The sequence below is a fragment of the Snodgrassella sp. W8135 genome (assembly GCF_016101225.1).
GTDB classification, from domain to species: Bacteria; Pseudomonadota; Gammaproteobacteria; order Burkholderiales; family Neisseriaceae; genus Snodgrassella; species Snodgrassella alvi.
Map to the genome: position 1 here is coordinate 19,429 of NZ_JACFQX010000004.1, position 17,273 is coordinate 36,701.

At 39.4% G+C, this 17,273-nt stretch carries 23 protein-coding genes and 1 tRNA gene; 13 read left to right on the top strand and 11 right to left on the bottom strand.

Features of this window, described 5'->3' with window-relative positions; translation table 11 throughout:
- Positions 1 to 7 precede the first annotated feature (7 nt).
- The 9 genes from H3T75_RS08645 to H3T75_RS08685 form a co-directional block, all read right to left on the bottom strand.
- Positions 8 to 415 carry a hypothetical protein gene (locus H3T75_RS08645; RefSeq protein WP_198211520.1) on the bottom strand — a complete coding sequence of 136 codons (408 nt, stop codon included), beginning with the start codon at positions 413 to 415 and terminating at the stop codon, positions 8 to 10.
- Positions 415 to 864: a hypothetical protein gene (locus H3T75_RS08650; RefSeq protein WP_110413947.1), complete on the bottom strand. Its 450-nt coding sequence runs from the start codon at positions 862 to 864 to the stop codon at positions 415 to 417. Before H3T75_RS08650 ends, H3T75_RS08645 begins: the two co-directional genes overlap by 1 nt.
- 84 nt (positions 865 to 948) lie before the next feature.
- A complete protein-coding gene (locus H3T75_RS08655; RefSeq protein WP_198211521.1) occupies positions 949 to 1,467 on the bottom strand; it encodes a phage antirepressor N-terminal domain-containing protein in 519 nt (172 codons plus the stop codon).
- A 90-nt stretch (positions 1,468 to 1,557) separates the two neighbouring features.
- Positions 1,558 to 3,030 carry a DUF3383 domain-containing protein gene (locus tag H3T75_RS08660; RefSeq protein ID WP_198211522.1) on the bottom strand — a complete coding sequence of 491 codons (1,473 nt, stop codon included), beginning with the start codon at positions 3,028 to 3,030 and terminating at the stop codon, positions 1,558 to 1,560.
- An 8-nt stretch (positions 3,031 to 3,038) separates the two neighbouring features.
- On the bottom strand, positions 3,039 to 3,545 hold the full coding sequence (locus H3T75_RS08665) for a hypothetical protein (protein ID WP_198211523.1): 507 nt from the start codon (positions 3,543 to 3,545) through the stop codon (positions 3,039 to 3,041).
- Complete coding sequence (locus H3T75_RS08670) at positions 3,515 to 3,895, bottom strand: hypothetical protein (protein WP_232339972.1); 381 nt, start codon at positions 3,893 to 3,895, stop codon at positions 3,515 to 3,517. The genes H3T75_RS08665 and H3T75_RS08670 overlap by 31 nt, the downstream gene beginning before the upstream one ends.
- The gene (locus tag H3T75_RS08675; RefSeq protein WP_198211524.1) at positions 3,882 to 4,463 is read right to left on the bottom strand and encodes a hypothetical protein; all 582 of its coding nucleotides are present in this window, start codon (positions 4,461 to 4,463) and stop codon (positions 3,882 to 3,884) included. The genes H3T75_RS08670 and H3T75_RS08675 overlap by 14 nt, the downstream gene beginning before the upstream one ends.
- Position 4,464: 1 nt before the next feature.
- A complete protein-coding gene (locus tag H3T75_RS08680) occupies positions 4,465 to 4,716 on the bottom strand; it encodes a DUF4054 domain-containing protein (RefSeq protein ID WP_198211525.1) in 252 nt (83 codons plus the stop codon).
- Between the two features lie 31 nt (positions 4,717 to 4,747).
- Positions 4,748 to 4,933, bottom strand: coding sequence for a Cro/CI family transcriptional regulator (locus tag H3T75_RS08685; protein ID WP_198211526.1), 186 nt, complete (start codon positions 4,931 to 4,933; stop codon positions 4,748 to 4,750).
- 113 nt (positions 4,934 to 5,046) lie between these two features.
- Between H3T75_RS08685 and H3T75_RS08690 the strand changes: the two genes are divergently transcribed.
- Positions 5,047 to 5,769, top strand: a complete 723-nt coding sequence (locus H3T75_RS08690; protein WP_198211527.1) for a S24 family peptidase — start codon at positions 5,047 to 5,049, stop codon at positions 5,767 to 5,769.
- A 62-nt stretch (positions 5,770 to 5,831) separates the two neighbouring features.
- Here the strand turns inward: H3T75_RS08690 and H3T75_RS08695 are convergent, their stop codons facing one another.
- Positions 5,832 to 6,578 carry a LexA family transcriptional regulator gene (locus H3T75_RS08695; RefSeq protein ID WP_198211528.1) on the bottom strand — a complete coding sequence of 249 codons (747 nt, stop codon included), beginning with the start codon at positions 6,576 to 6,578 and terminating at the stop codon, positions 5,832 to 5,834.
- An 810-nt stretch (positions 6,579 to 7,388) separates the two neighbouring features.
- Between H3T75_RS08695 and H3T75_RS08700 the strand changes: the two genes are divergently transcribed.
- The 9 genes from H3T75_RS08700 (at position 7,389) to H3T75_RS08735 (ending at position 14,154) form a co-directional block, all read left to right on the top strand.
- Complete coding sequence (locus H3T75_RS08700) at positions 7,389 to 7,760, top strand: hypothetical protein (RefSeq protein ID WP_198190254.1); 372 nt, start codon at positions 7,389 to 7,391, stop codon at positions 7,758 to 7,760.
- Positions 7,761 to 7,948: 188 nt separating this feature from the next.
- Positions 7,949 to 8,785, top strand: a complete 837-nt coding sequence (locus H3T75_RS08705) for a hypothetical protein (protein ID WP_174829825.1) — start codon at positions 7,949 to 7,951, stop codon at positions 8,783 to 8,785.
- 584 nt (positions 8,786 to 9,369) lie between these two features.
- Positions 9,370 to 10,194: a hypothetical protein gene (locus tag H3T75_RS08710; protein ID WP_174829824.1), complete on the top strand. Its 825-nt coding sequence runs from the start codon at positions 9,370 to 9,372 to the stop codon at positions 10,192 to 10,194.
- A 235-nt stretch (positions 10,195 to 10,429) separates the two neighbouring features.
- Positions 10,430 to 10,564, top strand: coding sequence for a hypothetical protein (locus H3T75_RS10975; RefSeq protein WP_255454428.1), 135 nt, complete (start codon positions 10,430 to 10,432; stop codon positions 10,562 to 10,564).
- Between the two features lie 215 nt (positions 10,565 to 10,779).
- Positions 10,780 to 11,031, top strand: coding sequence for a hypothetical protein (locus tag H3T75_RS08715; RefSeq protein ID WP_174829823.1), 252 nt, complete (start codon positions 10,780 to 10,782; stop codon positions 11,029 to 11,031).
- 12 nt (positions 11,032 to 11,043) lie between these two features.
- Positions 11,044 to 11,511 (top strand): single-stranded DNA-binding protein, encoded by a 468-nt coding sequence (locus tag H3T75_RS08720; RefSeq protein ID WP_084585134.1) that lies wholly within the window; start codon positions 11,044 to 11,046, stop codon positions 11,509 to 11,511.
- A gap of 143 nt (positions 11,512 to 11,654) precedes the next feature.
- On the top strand, positions 11,655 to 12,224 hold the full coding sequence (locus H3T75_RS08725) for a hypothetical protein (RefSeq protein WP_084585135.1): 570 nt from the start codon (positions 11,655 to 11,657) through the stop codon (positions 12,222 to 12,224).
- Between the two features lie 96 nt (positions 12,225 to 12,320).
- Positions 12,321 to 12,728: an ORF6C domain-containing protein gene (locus H3T75_RS08730; RefSeq protein ID WP_174829822.1), complete on the top strand. Its 408-nt coding sequence runs from the start codon at positions 12,321 to 12,323 to the stop codon at positions 12,726 to 12,728.
- A gap of 754 nt (positions 12,729 to 13,482) precedes the next feature.
- On the top strand, positions 13,483 to 14,154 hold the full coding sequence (locus H3T75_RS08735; RefSeq protein WP_174829821.1) for a site-specific integrase: 672 nt from the start codon (positions 13,483 to 13,485) through the stop codon (positions 14,152 to 14,154).
- A 167-nt stretch (positions 14,155 to 14,321) separates the two neighbouring features.
- On the opposite strand, the gene H3T75_RS08740 is transcribed toward H3T75_RS08735, so the two are convergent.
- Positions 14,322 to 14,397, bottom strand: a tRNA-Ala gene (locus tag H3T75_RS08740).
- A 239-nt stretch (positions 14,398 to 14,636) separates the two neighbouring features.
- Between H3T75_RS08740 and mltG the strand changes: the two genes are divergently transcribed.
- Genes mltG through holB form a run of 3 tightly spaced genes read left to right on the top strand, consistent with a single transcriptional unit; the run spans position 14,637 to position 17,269 of the window.
- Positions 14,637 to 15,641 carry an endolytic transglycosylase MltG gene (gene mltG, locus H3T75_RS08745; protein ID WP_084551354.1) on the top strand — a complete coding sequence of 335 codons (1,005 nt, stop codon included), beginning with the start codon at positions 14,637 to 14,639 and terminating at the stop codon, positions 15,639 to 15,641.
- 15 nt (positions 15,642 to 15,656) lie between these two features.
- A complete protein-coding gene (tmk, locus tag H3T75_RS08750; protein ID WP_174829820.1) occupies positions 15,657 to 16,283 on the top strand; it encodes a dTMP kinase in 627 nt (208 codons plus the stop codon).
- Positions 16,280 to 17,269 carry a DNA polymerase III subunit delta' gene (holB, locus tag H3T75_RS08755; protein ID WP_174829819.1) on the top strand — a complete coding sequence of 330 codons (990 nt, stop codon included), beginning with the start codon at positions 16,280 to 16,282 and terminating at the stop codon, positions 17,267 to 17,269. Before tmk ends, holB begins: the two co-directional genes overlap by 4 nt.
- Positions 17,270 to 17,273: the final 4 nt, after the last annotated feature.

A 17,273-nucleotide genomic window follows, 5' to 3' on the forward strand; every position in this document is an offset into this window, starting at 1 on the left:
CCCGCCGTTAGTTCGTATCTGGGGAATTGCCGTCCGTTAAAAAATCGATATGCACCAGTAAAGCCTCTTTGCGTAATTCAAACAGTGTTTTTAAATCTTCAATGTCACTTTCTATATCCAGACTGCGCGCCAGTCCGCCAGAGGGCACTATCTGCACGCAGGTAAGCAGTTCATCCAGCAATTCACCGCCTATCTGCGGGTCTATCTTGCTGATAACACTAATGGCCAGTTTTGCCATTTCCAGCATGCCGCCGTTCGGATTGATACCCGCTGTATCAATGCCACTTCCGGCAAGGGCAAATAGTGCACGCTGTGCCCATTTATCTGCCTGCATAATCGGCATTTCGGTGATCAGAAAGGTTTTACCTTTATCTCGACCGGTATCTATGCAGATTGTTCTTGTTTTACATGCCATCAGTTAATCTCCTCTGCGCCATTCAGAACTAATCTGAATGTGTACTGGCTGCCTGCCAGTAATTTCTGACCGGAAGCCCCGCCGGTTAATTTAACCAGTGCACCAGTGGCGCTATAGCGTTTTTTTACAGACGGAATTTCAACCACAATATCAATCGGGCGTGTTTCCATATTGGCATTAAAGTCTTTGCGGATATTTTCCATGTGCTCGATTGACGGGCTGTTTGCTTCTAAATGCAGTATCCATTCCACTTCGTGCGGCGTATAGCCTATTGACTGTTTACCATCCACACCCATGCGGGTTTCTGAGATATTGGCATCACCAAAGCCCCAGGCGTTATCTGCCTGAAAGCCTTGCATCGTAATATAGTTGTCGTAAACACCTGCGCAGCGCACCATAAGTACGGAATTGGCTGATGTAATCGTTAGCGGGTTATGTCCCATTGGCATGATTTAATCTCCTAAAGCTTCAAAAGCTGTAACTGGTATATATAAGACTTGGTAAGCCCAAAAATGGGCGCACGCAAAACGTGCTTATGCTGTTTGTTTAAAAAGGTCGAGCTGATTAATTGCAACCAGTTGCATTTCAAGCTGCCGTTTTTCTAATTTGCGCTGATTTAAGGCTTTACCTGCTGCACTGCCGCGCGCCTCAGATTCAGCCTGCTGCTTTTTTAGCAGTTCCATTTCCTGCAAAATTTTTTCACGATTGGCTATGCCGGTAGTCCAGTACTGCCATAATGCATCGTCACATTCATTCTGATAGCGAATAATGGTTTGCCTTTTATGTGAGACTACTTTGTTTGGGTTAATGGTCATCAGCCAGCCAAAAAGTTTTCTTAATGGAAGGCAAAGCATTGAACGATTTCTTTCATCATTGGCAACCGTTTCGATCTCCATAACGGTTGATTTAAATCTCTCTTTTATCTTTATAAATTGACTACCCCAGCCCAGCCCCATGCCCTCAACAACTGTACGCATAGCCACATAAGGCTCACCATCGCGGTCAATTATCATTATTTCTGAACCTAAAAAATTAACGTTTAAATATTCCATGTTTAACTCCGAATGAATAAATAAAAACCCGTACATTTTGTACGGGTTTTCAGGGTGGTTTTAGAGTTGTTCCCTTATTTGATTTCAGTGTTATTGCACCGCGATAGAAGCTAGATTCACAGTATGAACACTGCCGCCGTCTGCATACCAGAGCTTTAACGGCAGTGATTCGCGCTGACCGCGTACCTGTGCTGAAGCTTTATTTATCAGCAGGCAGTAACCGGCTGTTTCAATCTGCCGAGCTGCATCAAAACCGGCCTCATAATTAATCTGCGATTTCTGCGCTTCTGAAAGGTTTACCCCGCGCTGGATACCACCAAAATTCAGCATTTCATTAATCGGGTCTTGTGCAGCTGCGCGGTGAATAGCTATACCTTCAGCGTTATACGGGATAGCTTTATAGCTGATAAGCATATTCATAAACGCCAGTTGCAGTTGAGCGTTGAAATACACCTGATTCAGGTAAGTATCCACCCAGGCAAAATCGCCGCTTACTCTGGTATTTCTGAAAAAGATAAACCGCTCATTCGCTGTTGCCCACGCGCCATAATAGGCGTAGCCGTTGCTTTCCAGTGCCGTGGCATCTTTAAGGGCGGTGACAGAGGCAGCGATACCACTTTGCCGCTTGAATTCCATAGTCGAGCGACCGTTTTTTTCACTAAAGTTGATGGAGGCGGCATAACCGCAGACCAGCCCTGCCTGTTCGAGTGTGCCGTAAATCGCTGTTGTTCCGGATATGGCATTTTCTTTAAGCCATGAGGCAAAGCAGTTGGTATTATTGGCAATCAGGGCAGTTGGCTCCTGCGCATAATAAACAAACCAGTAACGACTGTTCTGTTTGCTGTTCCACTTAGCCAGTGCTTTCAAAATATCCTGAGTAAATGCATCGCCAATGGTAGTAATAACAGCATAATTCAGGGTATAGCCTGATACTCGCTCCATTACAGAATCCGGACTGTCTGCCTTAGTGGCATTATCGGCAATCGCCCCAGTATTTTCAGTCAGGCAGAGGGCTTCTGCTGCTGTTCCGCTGGCAAAGGAAATAGCCGAACCTGAACCTGTACCGGCAGACGGCGAGCTGATAATAAATGCCTGCAACTGCGTATCAAAGACAACATCGTTAGTTAAAGCCTCTTTGATTTTTACCGCGGCATCACTGAAACTTTTGACTTTGCTTAAATCGATTGTTGCAGTGGTTGCCGTGCCGTCTATGGTCAGGGTTAACTCCCCTTTGATGGCTTGCAGTTCATTTAACTGCATTGATTTAACACTGGCGCCAATCAGCCGAGCATTAATATCTGTCTGATTGTATCGGGCGATAAACAGGGTTGCGGGCTTGATAGTTGAACCGACATAACCATCAAAATAACACTGAGCAAACTTATACTGTTCACTGTTATAACCGTATAAAGCACCCACATCGGCGGCACTGGCATACTGATTTATCGGATACACACTGCTGTCTGACAGTACGACGGTATTTAAGTCTAGCGCATCACCGCCTGTACCGATTACCGCCGGATTGACGGTAACAATATTACTTGCAGGAATTGAAGGTAACATAATATTTCCTATAGATTTTTCAAAGTTACAACCGGCATGTCCAGATAAGTCTGTTCATGCGAAAATTCAGGGTTGTATTGCAAAAGCAGCTCGACCATCCAGCGTTGCTCATAGCGTGACTGCTCATTGATAAACGTCATCTGTACAGGGTCTTTGCAGTAAATCGGCTGGCAGGATATAAGCCGCGCTGTGGAATAGTGGCTTTTCCAGAGATTGCACAACTTACGCGCTTTATCGCCTGAATCAGCACCATAAAAATCAATTTGCAGGGTTATCTCAACAGACTGCTGTACAAAGGTCTGATTGTCTGCCGGCTCGTAATAATGCGCGGAGACATCCAGTGCCTGCTCAAACAGAATTGACATAACAATCGCCTGATCAGGTAAAGGTGCATCATTCTGGTAACCCTGTATGACTGATTCAGGCGGGCATAAAAAAAGCCCGAGCAGATATGCGCGGACTTCTGTGTAAATCTGTTTATGCGTTACTGTCGCCATAGCAGCACCTTGCACCATGCCGGAAAGGATTCCAGCACCTGTTTAACCATCCATTCTGAGGTCTCGTTTTCGCCGTATGCGGTAAAAATTACCCGTTCCGCACCTTTACCCTGTGAACGGCGGATTGCAGCTATCTGACCGGTTAGATAGGCGTAGATAAACTGCCCTTGCTGGTTAATCAGGTTAAGGTGCTCAAGGTCGGCAGAGGAAATGCTTTGCAACTGAATAGTTATGGGCTTTTCCTCAAAGCATGGCGCAACGGAACCGGATTCATCTACTGCTGAGTCAGAATTGATTTTTAATACTGCCTCCTGATCAGGATTAACCCCGGCAATAATGCTGTTAGCCATCCCTCTAAGATTCATCATTATCTGATACCTCTACACCGATCGATCTGGACATCTGCATAGTGTCACGCAATGGAGCGTCTTTGCCTTTTCTGGCGATAGTCGCTTTTGAGTTAGGCGGGTCTGTCCATGTCATGATTGATTCAACCAGATTGCCTTTCATTGCCTCGCCGACCAGTTCCAGTCCTTTAACCGTGCCATGCTGGCTGACCAGCCCCGGTAAAGCCTTTATCCATTCGCCCTTATGTGTCCGTACTGTTTTACGAAAGAATGAGCGCGCCGGAATGTTGATTGTATGCGCCGGTACGGTATGAGTAGTGGCAAAATTGGCTTTAGAATGTTTAACAAAACGGCCGTTAAGCCGGAAATCCCCGGTTTTTTCACTAACCAGCCGGTAAACGGTTACCTGATGTTCCGGAACCTGAATCTGTGCGCCGTATTCATTCCAGAAAGCTACCTGTGCAACATGTAAAGGCTCTTTATCTGCTTGTGCATAGGTTGCACTCTCAAAAATACCTGCCCGCACCTTTTTATTTTTACCAGCTGCATATTTTTTCAGTGCATCCGATAAATCACCGATTTTTTTCATACTAACGCCTAACCGGCATGGGAAACTTGCCAAGCACATAAAAGAATGAGCGGTATTGTTTGATCAATGCCCAGTAGCGCGCCCCGTATGGTGTCTGCTGGTACCACTTTTCCGACTGGGTAGTCTGGCCGTTATCCAGTGATACAGATACACTGCCCTCAGAAGCACTGGCAATACGACCGACTGCCTCGTTACCGCTGTCTGTACGCTGCTGTAAGGTAGCAATATGCGCTACCAGCAGAAACAGTAGCAATTCACGCCCATCAAGATTTTTAATAAAACTTTTAATTTTTACTTATAAAAGTATTTAAATATTCTTCTTTTCGCAGTGTCTTTAAATAATTTAGTTGAGCTTTTGGAATACCTAATTTTTCCCATTGCGAAACAGCACCGCGTGTTATACCGCATAATTTTGCTACAGCCGTATCGCTACCTAATATCTCTATGAATCTATTATCCTTTTCATACATTTTGTTAGCTTTCTATTCTTAAACTATAAAAAGTATAAGTTTACTAAATAATGTAAAGTAAACTATACTTTTTATAGTTTAGAATACTAAACAAATGAAAGGACATTTATACTATGACAAATAAGCTAAAAGAACGTCTTCATGAATTAATGCGGGAGTATGGATTAAAAACCCAAACACAGCTTGCAGATTTTGCTAAGGTTAGCAAAGGATTAGTTCATCAGTGGTTTAATGGTGATACAGGTCTTGGGAAAAAGCCGTTACTAGAATTAGAGAAGAAAACACGATTTTCAGCACAATGGCTAGCAAATGGAACAGGAAATAAATATAAAGATAATGCTATTAATTTATTTGATTCATATAAAATGTATAATCCATTGGAAGCAGCCGATAGTAATACCACAACCCTGAAATTATATGATATGAGTGCTTCTTGCAGTCAAGGAATCATAATTCCTGAATTTCCAGAACTTCTTAGAACTATTGAAATTCCTAATGACGCTCTTTTAGAGTTACTAGGAACGACTAATTTACAAGGAGTACAACTAATGCCTCCTGATGGCGATTCAATGGAACCAACAATACCAAGGCGATCTATTACATTAATTAAAACAGATATAGATAAATTTAAAGATAGTGGTGTTTATTTAATTACATTTGATGGATATACATACATCAAAAGATTAGCAAGGGGGAAATCAGGTGTAATTAAAGTAATATCTGATAATAAATTATATTCAGATACAGATTTTGACGTTAAACCTAATGAAATAGACCAGTTAGTTATCCATGGTAAATTTTGGAAAGCTTTGCCCTTGGATTTTCTAGATATATAAATTTTAAAATGAATAATGAATATTGCATAAAAGCCGCTTTTAGTGGCTTTATATATTTAATTTTAAATACTTTGAACTACAGACCACCAAAAGGCTACACCGATGATCTCTATTTTATCAATTTTTACTAGCTCATCAGCATATACTTTATCTTCTTGATTGTAACAACTAATTTTTAAGACATCGCTTGCGATTCTATATAATTTTCTGATTCTAACAAGGCTGCCCTGTTTAATCGCATAAATCCTTCCATCCTTAATAATTTTACTTGATGTATCTATAGCTACAATAGAGCCATCTTTTAAAACAGGCTCCATACTGCTGCCAGCAACTGTTATGCAAACTACGTTCTCTTTTTGGACGCCAAATTTTTTTAATAATTCTTTGGAACATGGCAATTTGAAATCAGATTGATTAAATTGATAACGGTAAATACCTGTTTTTGCGTCAAGTGCATAAGTGTCATGATACAAAGGTATCAGTACATAATGCCCAGAAAAGAGGGAATTTTCATCATACAAAAAGAAATCACCATATAATTCGATATTTGATTGATTATTAATTCCGTCGTTTGGATTATCGATAATTAATTCATTCCCAACTCCTGATACTAACCAATCTGGATTGATTTTTAATTTTTTCTGAATCAGCAGCAATCCTTGTTTTGAGATTCCTCTTTTTTCCCAGTTTACAATTGATTGCTGAACGACACCAAGAACATGAGCTAATTCACTTTGCTTGTGTATATTGTTATTTTTCGCCACGACTTTATACAATCTTGCTGCTGTTTCATGCATTTTCTTATTCATGTAGCTCTGTCAATAAATTAATTTAATATCTAATTGTTACATATTTTTTACATATCACTACCATTTTTATTTTTAAATTTAGTTTTCTAAATTTTTATTGTTTAAAATCAGAATATAATGTCAATAATAGATAATTTGTTTATTTTTCTATACTCCAACCATTAAAACGATTTAATCAACTCAGTTGATTATTTTTATTCGTAGCATTATCCGCATCGGCTCAAGGCAGCGGAATATAAAAGCCTGAGGCAAATAGGAGCTTGCTGGCAAGCCGTTAAGCCTTCGCGGGCGGCCGAAACAAAATTGGTAAGTTCATGTAGGACTTACAAACAGAAAAGTCTAAAAATCCAAAGAACTTTATGAAAGGAGAACGACTTTAAATATTAATTTTTGATAGATTCATGAAACAACAAAAGTTAAATTAATATTAAATTTTCAAAGAAAGGAAACGTAATGAAAACTTACTATTTTTATAAATTATAAATTTAAATTCTTTTTCATACTTTAAGTTGATATACGGGCGAGCTAGTGAGTATGCCTGTTGGGAACATCGCCCGACCAGATTGCTAGTGCTGCAAGTTTCTAATTGACATTATGTTTTAATTTTTCCTAAAGAGGTGAACAAGATAACGCCTGATATAGAGGGATATTACAACGTCAGTAATTTAAGAAATGCGCGAACTATTATCAGAAAAGACTGGGAAGAGTTTGGCAGCTTAAATCAATCAGCATAACCAAAGATAAACAGAAACAATTTCTATATCTTTTTATCATTTTATTAATTCAGTTAATAAGTCCGGAGTATTAATCATGAGTAAATTTTCTAGTTATTATGATGATTTGGCTAATTTGATATCTAATGCTGATATTGTGGGAGTTGTAAATAGTTACGCAACGCCAATTGATGAGCAGTTTAAGCATATTAGCGAAGAGGACTTAGCGGATATTATATCGTGCTGCATTAACGTATCGGATAATTCCAACACGATACTAGAAGCATTAAGTATGCTACATATGGGATATGCTAATAAAGATGTTATTGCTTATTTAAAGCTTGAGGATTTTTTGGAGTTTGCAAGTAATATCACATCATTATTAGGCGGTGTTAATAATTGCTTAACACATATTATGTCTTTGGCGTGCCATCTGCAGAATGAAAGACAAGCCTCTGTATCTAATTAATTGATCTATGAATCAATCGAAATTTTAACAATTCAACTATGAGGTGAATAAAGCCAGCTAACCGCTGGCTTTTTAATTCTAACGAAAAGGAAGAAAACATGTAAATTAGATACCTAGGTTTAAAGTCTATTATTTAACCTTCATCGGGTGCTGTGTTAACATTTCATTACCCAGCAAAGGAATAAATAATGGACTTTAAAAACTTATATGCGCTTTTAAAAATAAAGCCGACAGCATCACAATCAGACATTGCCAAGGCAATGAGGCAAGCTGCGCAGCAACAGACAATCACTTTAGATGATTTAAAGCTGTGTAAACAATATCTTTTAAATGAAGAGGAACGCAATAAATATGACGAACGTTTATTTTCCGCATACCCGGAACTTTTAGCCCCTCCGCCTGAACCGAAATCCGAAAAAGCAGAAGAAGTTAAGCCATTAGAACCAGCAAAGACAAAGCAGGGCAATAAAAAGCTGTATCTGATTTTGGTTGTTGTAGCCGCTGCAATTGTGCTGATTGGTACTGTGGCTTATTTCAAACATTTTAAACCCATCGCAGAAGCAAAAGAGGCGGTTAGAGATTTATTGAAAGATCCTGATTCAGCCAAGTTTTATGATGTTAAAAAGGTTGTAAATACCCACAACAAAGAGATATATGTTTGCGGTGAAATGAATGCGAGAGCTCTTGCTGGAGGTTATGCTGGTAAAGAAAAATTTGTATATGAATTAAAATCTAAAAAAGCCACTGTAATCCCAGATAAAAGACCAGATAGTGTAATTGTTGAATATTATTATAGTACTTTATATAGAGTAGGCTGTTTAAATACTGATCCTGCAGAATTACTTAAGGCAATGGAAACTACAGGCGATTATGCAGGAAAGGTTTTATCTCTTATTGACAAAAGAAAAGTTTCTGAAAATAGTTTTGAAAGAGAAGAGCTAGCTAAATCTATAGCTAACTTATCCGCGAAGACAAAGGCAGAAGAGCAAAAGCTAACAATTTATACAAATAGTGATGACGATTGATTCAGTTATCACAGCATATGAATAAGTAACAAAGTAAGCAACACAAGCCAGCTAATAGCTGGCTTTTTTAATAGGTTAAAAAAATGAATAGGGTTATTAATAGTTGGAATGAAAATACAACAAACCCAGAACCTGTCGGATACCATGATTTGATAGCGTATGAGGAAGCCTCGCAAAGAGTAAGTGACGCAGCCAAAGAAAAGAAATAAGAAATACTGGAAAAGCTTGGAGACGATGAACTAGTATATATCGCTGGAGAAGCTACAAAATATTCTGATGAAGCGGACAGACTTATAAATGGAATAGTTAAGGCACTTGTATTGGGCTGCCATAAAGATATGACAGTAAGACAGCTATTAAGCCATCTGTCATTAGAGGCAGAAAAAATAGTAACTGATTATATTTTAATGCATGCTTATTAAATCAAAAGCCAGCCAAAACGCTGGCTTTAATTTTGAACTCAGGCTAATCAATCCAAGCACATTTAAACAAGTGCGCTTGTGTGGATTAGTAGACATATTTAACATTATTTAACATTTTCTGTGTGCTGTGTTAACATTTTGAAATGTATCAAGGGGAACATAATGGACATTAAAAATTTATATGCACTTTTAAATATAAAGCCGACAGCATCACGCTCAGACATTGCCAAGGCAATGAAGCAAGCAGCGCAGCAACAGACAATTACTTTAGAGGATTTAAAACTATGCAAACTAAATCTTTTAGATGTAGAGGCGCGCAAACAATACAATGCTCGTTTATTTGCAGAATATCCAGAACTTTTAACCCCTCCGCCTGAGCCTGAATCAGTAGAAAAAGCAAAACCACAGCCACCAGCAAAGACAAAACAGGGTAATAAAAAACTGTATCTGATTTTGGTTGTTGTAATTGCACTGATTACCGGTACAGCAGTTTACTTCATGCACTCTAAACTCATCGCGGAAGCAAAAGAGGCGGTTAGAAATACATTGAAAAATCTTGATTCAGCTGAGTTTTATCATGTTGAAATGTCTGTAAATACCCACTACAAAGAACATCTATATGTTTGCGGTGAAGTGGAAGGGAAAACTCTTGATGGTGGTTATACCGGTATAAAAAAATTTGTATATAGATTAAAATCTAAAAAAGCCATTGTAATTTCAAATAAAAGATCAAATGATATAATGCTTGAATATGCTGATAGTTTTACATATAGAGTAGGCTGTTTAAATGCTGATCCTGCCGAGTTGATTAAGGTAGTGAAAACTACAGACACTTATTTAGAAGAGCTTAGATCACTTACTTGGGGACCTGCTCCTAAAAATAATTTTGAAAGAGAAGAGCTAACTAGAGCTATAAATAACGTAATCGCGAAAATAAAGGCAGATCGGAAAAAGATAACAATTTATGCAGATAGTGATGACGATTGATTTAGTTATCACAACATATGAATAAGTAATAAAGTAAGCAACATAAGCCAGCTAAATAGCTGGCTTTTTTATTAGCTATAGAGGTGATATTCCAACACGATAAATTAACCCATGTAACAGCAACAACGAGGGAATTGTACATGATTAAAATTCTATAACTGGATTTATTGCAGTTTTTTTAATGTCTGCTGCTCTTTCAGTGTCCCCTGCTTTGTCTGATAAGGAGCAATTAGATATGCAGCGCAGTTATACAGCAAGACAAATGCAGCAGAAAGAATACCAGGCAGATCTGGAAGTAAAACGGTTAGCTGATACATATGCGCGCATGAGTGATAGCGAACGCATGAAAGGTGATGCAGAGCTTAAATGATTTTAGGTGATGATTGTTGACATTCCCGCCCAGCTAAATAGCTGGTTTTTTATGAGACGCGCTTAGAAAATGACTGGATCACAGGTGAATGTGATATTTATGACCCTAAAGAACGTTTTATTATTGATACAAAATGTTCTTGGGATATAGGCACTCACCCGTTTTTTATTGAAGAGGCGCAAAAAAAGGCAGAAAAAGCAGGATATATCTATCAGATGCAGGGTTATATGTGGCTATTTGATTGTGATAAAGCTGATATAGATTTTTGGCTATTCCCCTGCCCTGAAAATCTGCTGGGTACTTACGATAATCCGGCCATGTTGATTGATGCGGTTGAAGATATTCCTATCGCTAAGAGGTTAACAACGGTTACGGTAACAAGAGATGAAAAAATAATCGAAAAGATTAAAGAAAAAGTAGAAATTTGCCAGGAATATTATGACTTGCTGCTAAAACAGGTCGCATAAAAGGATTTCATTATGTCTGTTAATAAAGTAATTCTAATTGGTCGCCTTGGGCGCGACCCTGAAACACGATATATGCCCAATGGCGACGCCATAACGAATTTCTCGCTAGCAACTGATGAACAGTGGCGTGACCGTAATGGAGAACGCCAGACTCGTACAGAGTGGCATAACGTATCCCTGTACGGCAAACTAGGAGAAATAGCTAACCAGTACCTGAGAAAAGGTAGCCAAGTGTTTGTTGAGGGCAAAATTCAGAGCCGTAAATATACCGATAAAGATGGTATCGAACGCATGGCATACAATATTATCGGCAATGAGATGAAAATGCCGAGCAATCGTAATGATGGTTCTGATTCTGGCAATAATAACGCTGCACCACTTACATCATCGAACCCACCACCAGCACCACATCGGCAACCGCCTCAACATGAATCTACAACCGCGCCAATAGATGATATTGATGACGATATTCCGTTTTGATTGAAAAAAATTAAATTGATCAAAATCAAAAATATTAAACCTTTTAAATATTGAAATATTTAAAGGTTTTTTTATATACTCAAAGAAATGTAAATGTAATATTATAAATATATAAATTTTCTTATTGTGGAAAGAAAATAACTATGAAAAAAATCCTTTTTTTATTATTGCTTCCAATTACCTGTTTCGCACAAAGTGAAATAAGTAATTTTTGGGAATATGGCAATGGCACTCGGGCAATTAGTATTAGTTCCGTTATAAATGATAAAGTTGATTCATATATGATATATAAAGATGTAAAACAGGATTCAGATAGTTTTAGATTTCGTTATAGTCCAATTTTATATCTTAAGGCTGATGGTACTTACTTTTCAACGACCACTTCTGAATGTGGTAACGATTGTTTTTATTATTCGGACGGTATCTTTAAAAAAATTGATGAAACACATATACAATTACAAATTGAAGAATCCGGGCAATCGGATTTGTGTCCGGGTGGGAAAAAAGTCAATAGAAAACGACGAGATTTGGGTATTTTTGAAATTAAAACTGATGAAGATGATAGTATAGTAATGAAAAGACAACCCTCATTAATAATGAGGATCGAGCTGGACGAGGTGCTCAGAGCTATAACATCATCAATGAAAGCGGCTTTTACTGACTTATATTACATAGTCACAAAACTGAGGCTAAACAGTTTAAGAAATGGGTAACTAGTGAAGTCCTGCCCTCTATCCGTAAAACAGGCGGCTACTCTCTAACATTAAATAAGCAGCAGCAATATTTGATTAAAGAGGCTGTACTTAATAATGAATGCTGCCCAAACAGGCAAAACATATCAGTCTGTGTATAGAAGTCTCTATACCAAGTTTAAAGTACCCAGATACCAAGACATTCTTGCTAAGAATTTTGATGAGGCACTTTCATTTTTAGGTGGCTCAGTTAAGCCAATCAATAATCAGTCTGCATTATCTAATATGAATCAGGACGGACGCCGGCTGGTAATTGTCGAAAATTACAAAGTTACATATGCAGAGAATATCAACGGTTATAACCGTATCAAGGCCGATGTGTTTAGAAAGCTGCTGAAACAGACAAAGCAGCAGGCAGAGTATCTGGCAGAACTGGCAAGCCGCATGAAGGTAATATCAGGAGACTGCAACAGCTCAAGGTTAGATTACCCGATTGAGGAGCTACATCCTAAAATTATTATTTGATTCTGTAACAAAAATAAGCCAGCTAATTGCTGGCTTTTATTTTGGAGAAATTTATTTGTTGTTCTATAAAACAATATAGTTGAATTATCGAACCGATATAGCTGAATTATCGAACAGGTATAGCTGGATTATTGAACAAATGTCAAACTTGATAAGGAGGCACAAAAGGGACACATTTTACTGCATTTTGAAAATATCCCTATGACAGTTTTTGGCCTCACTTTAAAATAGCTACGTTGTAACCAAAATACAAAATAAGTAATCAATATTAAATTTTTTAATATGATAAGCCGCTTTTAAGCGACTTTTTAATGGGGATTACCATGATTGGCAATTATTTAAAGGAACCAGATAAATATTTATATGGAATTTTTGTAAGTGGAGATCCTGGAAATAATAAAAATTACGTGCATTGCTCTATAGAAGAAGCCATCTTTTTTGTTTTTTTGTTCGAGATATTTTAATTTATCATACACATGAAAATATAACAGTTTATATTTATCGGAGAGAGCAAATTGTACCTAGTGAATGTAACGGACAGCGAATACGGCAGGCTGCTGGGACTGACGACAAAAAACAAGCGAATGAATTAGCAGCTAAACATTATTATGAAATGTTTGAGGTGCAAAAGCTTGGTTATAGCCGTGAATACACATGGCGCGAATGTGTTGTTGAATGATTAAAAGAAAACCCGCATAAACAGGAGGATAAAACCACATTATCATATTTACGCTGGCTGGATCATTTTCTTGGTATGCTCACGGTTAATCAGATTGAGCGTGTAAATATTCGCGAAATACGCGACGCTAAGCTGAATCAAGGACGTAAACCAAGGACAGTAAATGCGTATTTAAATCAAGTTAAAACTGTTTTATTAGCTGCTAATAAATGGGGATGGCTGCCTAAAGTACCAGATATTGAGATGCTCAAGGAGCCAGAACCAAGGGAGCGATGGCTTACCGCTATGGAAAAAGAAAGATTGTTCAAGGAGCTGCCAGAGCATTTAAAACCAATTGTAACTTTTGCACTGGCGACAGGTTTTAAAAGGGCGAATGTTGCAGGCTTGAAATGGTCGCAAATTGATTTATCGCGAAGGATCGCATGGATTTTTGCTACTCAGGCAAAATCATCAAAGCCCATAGGAATTCAGCTAAATGATGAAGCCATGAGCGCAATTTTAAGCCAGCGAGGTAAGCATAAAACGAATGTCTTTACTTACAACGGTAAGCCAATTAAAAACCCTGCCGGCACCGCATGGAAAAAAGCATTAAAGCGAACCAAGATTGAAAATTATAGATTTCATGATAACCGGCATACGTGGGCAACTAATCACGCAGTACAAGGGACACCCACGCGGCAACTAACTGAGTTAGACGGCTGGTCTGGTGAAAAGATGGTAAAAAGATATGCGCGCATGAATGTATGATTGAGTTGACAAATAAAGTGCTGGAAACAGACCTGTAACTGAGCAAATCCCTAACAATCGTAAGAAAGAAAGTGCCATGACCCGCGCAAAACCCGCACAAAGATTTAGTAAATACAAAAATAGACGCTGGCGAGCGTCTAATTGTATTTACTAAACAATATGTTAACTGGTGGAGGTAAGCGGGATCGAACCGCTGACCTCTTGCATGCCATGCAAGCGCTCTACCAACTGAGCTATACCCCCACTGTGTGCAGCGAGTTACTGCTGAATAGGTTGCGCATTTTACCTGAACTACCGAATTTTGCAAGACCTGATTCAATCTTTGCTGAGAATGAGAGAAAATATGGTTTTCAACTGGTATGATTTTTGAATATAACACTTATCCCATAATAAACATGGATTGATAAAGTAGTCGCATCTGATAATTAAATTTATACTTACATGCTAACCCAGATTTTTTGTTCTCAAACAGGAAAGCGTTTATGCAGCGCAAAAAAAGACAGACTATACTTTTAATATTAACAGGCTTACTGGTATTTGCGCTGATGTGGGCAACACTTTTATTTCTGCCTAAAAGCAATACAGGCTATAGGTTAAAAGTACCGGCTGGCTACGGCATTAGCGGAGTAAGTCGTAATTTATCTGCTAATGATGTGATTTATAGCCGCTGGGTTTTTGTCGGTACTGCTTATATGCTGGGTATGGGAGATAAAATCAATCGGGGTAATTATCGCATTCCCCATTCAGCTTCCAGCTGGCAAATTTTACAAAGGCTGCGCAACGGTAAACCAGATAGTATTACGGTGCAGATTATTGAAGGCAGTACATTTGCGCAAATGCGCAGGTTAATTGATAACACACCGGATATTGAGCATATTACGAAAGACTGGCCGGACAGCAAATTGCTACAGCAGCTAAATGCTGAAAGTAATTACACTCAGGCGGAGGGGCTGTTTTTTCCGGCTACTTATGATATTAGTTCAGACAGTAGTGATTTATCTCTTTATCAGCAGGCATTTAATACGATGCAGCGACATTTACAGGCTGCATGGGAAGAGCGTCGCAGTGATTTACCCTATCAGTCTGCCTATGATTTACTAATTATGGCCAGCCTGATTGAAAAAGAAACCGGTCATGCTGAAGACAGAAACAATGTAGCAGCTGTATTTGTTAACCGGCTCAATCAGCACATGAGATTACAAACAGATCCTACTGTCATTTATGGTATGGGTTCCCGTTATAAAGGCAAGATTGGAAAAGCGGATTTACGCCGTGATACACCATACAATACTTATACTCGTTCCGGTCTGCCGCCTACTCCTATTGCTTTGCCGGGTAAAGCAGCGCTCGAAGCAGCGGCACATCCGGCCAGTAACAATTATCTTTACTTTGTAGCGCGAAATGATGGTACAGGACGCAGCCAGTTCAGCCATAATCTGAATGAACACAATGCTGCTGTTCGCCAATATATCCTGAAAAAGCATTAACCGGGTTTACTATAGATGAAAGCAAAATTTATTACTCTGGATGGAATTGACGGTGCCGGTAAATCAACTAACCTCAATACCATACGTAGCTGGTTTGAAAAACACCAGCTGCCGGTACTCTTTACCCGTGAACCCGGCGGTACGCCCATTGGTGAGGCATTACGCGAATTATTATTAAACCCGGCTACTCATGCTAATGCCCGTACTGAAACTCTGATGATATTTGCTGCACGCCAGCAGCATCTGGATGAGGTTATTAAACCGGCACTGGAAAAAGGCATACATGTAGTCAGTGATCGTTTTACCGATGCTACATTCGCCTATCAGGGAGGTGGCCGTGGTTTACCGCTGACAGATATCACTATTCTGGAAAACTGGGTGCAGCAAGGTTTTCAGCCCGATTTAACTTTATTACTAGATGTACCTCTTACAGTTGCACAGCAACGTCTCAGCCAGAATAGCCATCCTGACCGCTTTGAACAACTCGATGCTGCGTTTTTTGAGCATACTCGCGCTGTCTATCTGGAACGAGCTGCGGCCACACCCCAACGCTATTCTATTATTGATAGCAGTTTGAATCTTCAGGATGTGGCACAGCAAATTAACCACGGGTTAGCACAGTTGTTTGGATTAGATTCATGATTTATCCCTGGCTTGAACCAGTCTGGCAACAGATAGCCCGACACTGGCAGCAACAACCGCATGCATGGCTGCTTTATGGTCATCCGGGAATTGGTAAACGGGAATTCGCTGAATATCTGGCACAAGCATTATTATGCGAGTCTCCGGGTACTAACCATCAGCCGTGTGGTGAGTGTACATCCTGTCATTTATACAGTCAGCACAGCCATCCCGATTTTCTGCTGGTTACCCCCGAAGAAACTGATGGCGAAGGCGGAGAGCGTAAACAGCCACTGATTAAGGTGGAAACTATACGTAATGTTCTGGATTTTGCCCATCTGAGTGCTCATCGTGGCGGCAAACGTGTAGCTCTGATTTATCCGGCAGAAAATATGAACCTGCAAGCAGCCAACGCCCTGCTGAAAATTCTGGAAGAGCCGCCGCAAGGTATGGTATTTATTCTGGTAAGCCATCAGAAAGACCGTCTGTTACCAACAATTAAAAGCCGCTGCCGGCAAGTGGTGTTGACCATACCGGCGCCTGCACAGGCACTGGCTTATGCACAGCAGCAACACGGAGATAATGCAGCTGAACTGCTAGCCTTTCACGGCGGAGCCCCCTTGTTTAATGAAAACGACAGCCATACCCGGCTTCGTAACGAATTAATCGCCTTGCTGGTTAAGCCGCGTCTGATTGCTTTATTGGATTATGCCGCTACTTTTGATAAACACAAACTGGCACTGGCTACTTTTCTCGACTGGCTGGCTAAATGGTTACTTGATCTGTCACTAGCCCAGCAAAATATGCAACCCATGTATTACCCTGCATGGAGTAAAGCGTTAAATGAGATTAGCCGGCAAGCAGATACATTATCGTTGTTTGCCTTAATTGATAAAGTAAACAAACTTACCCCTTACGGTAAACATACACTCAATGTTAAAATGCAGCTGGAAGATTTATTAATTGAATATCTGAATATTTGGCAGCAAAAAAACACAAAATCTTAAAGGA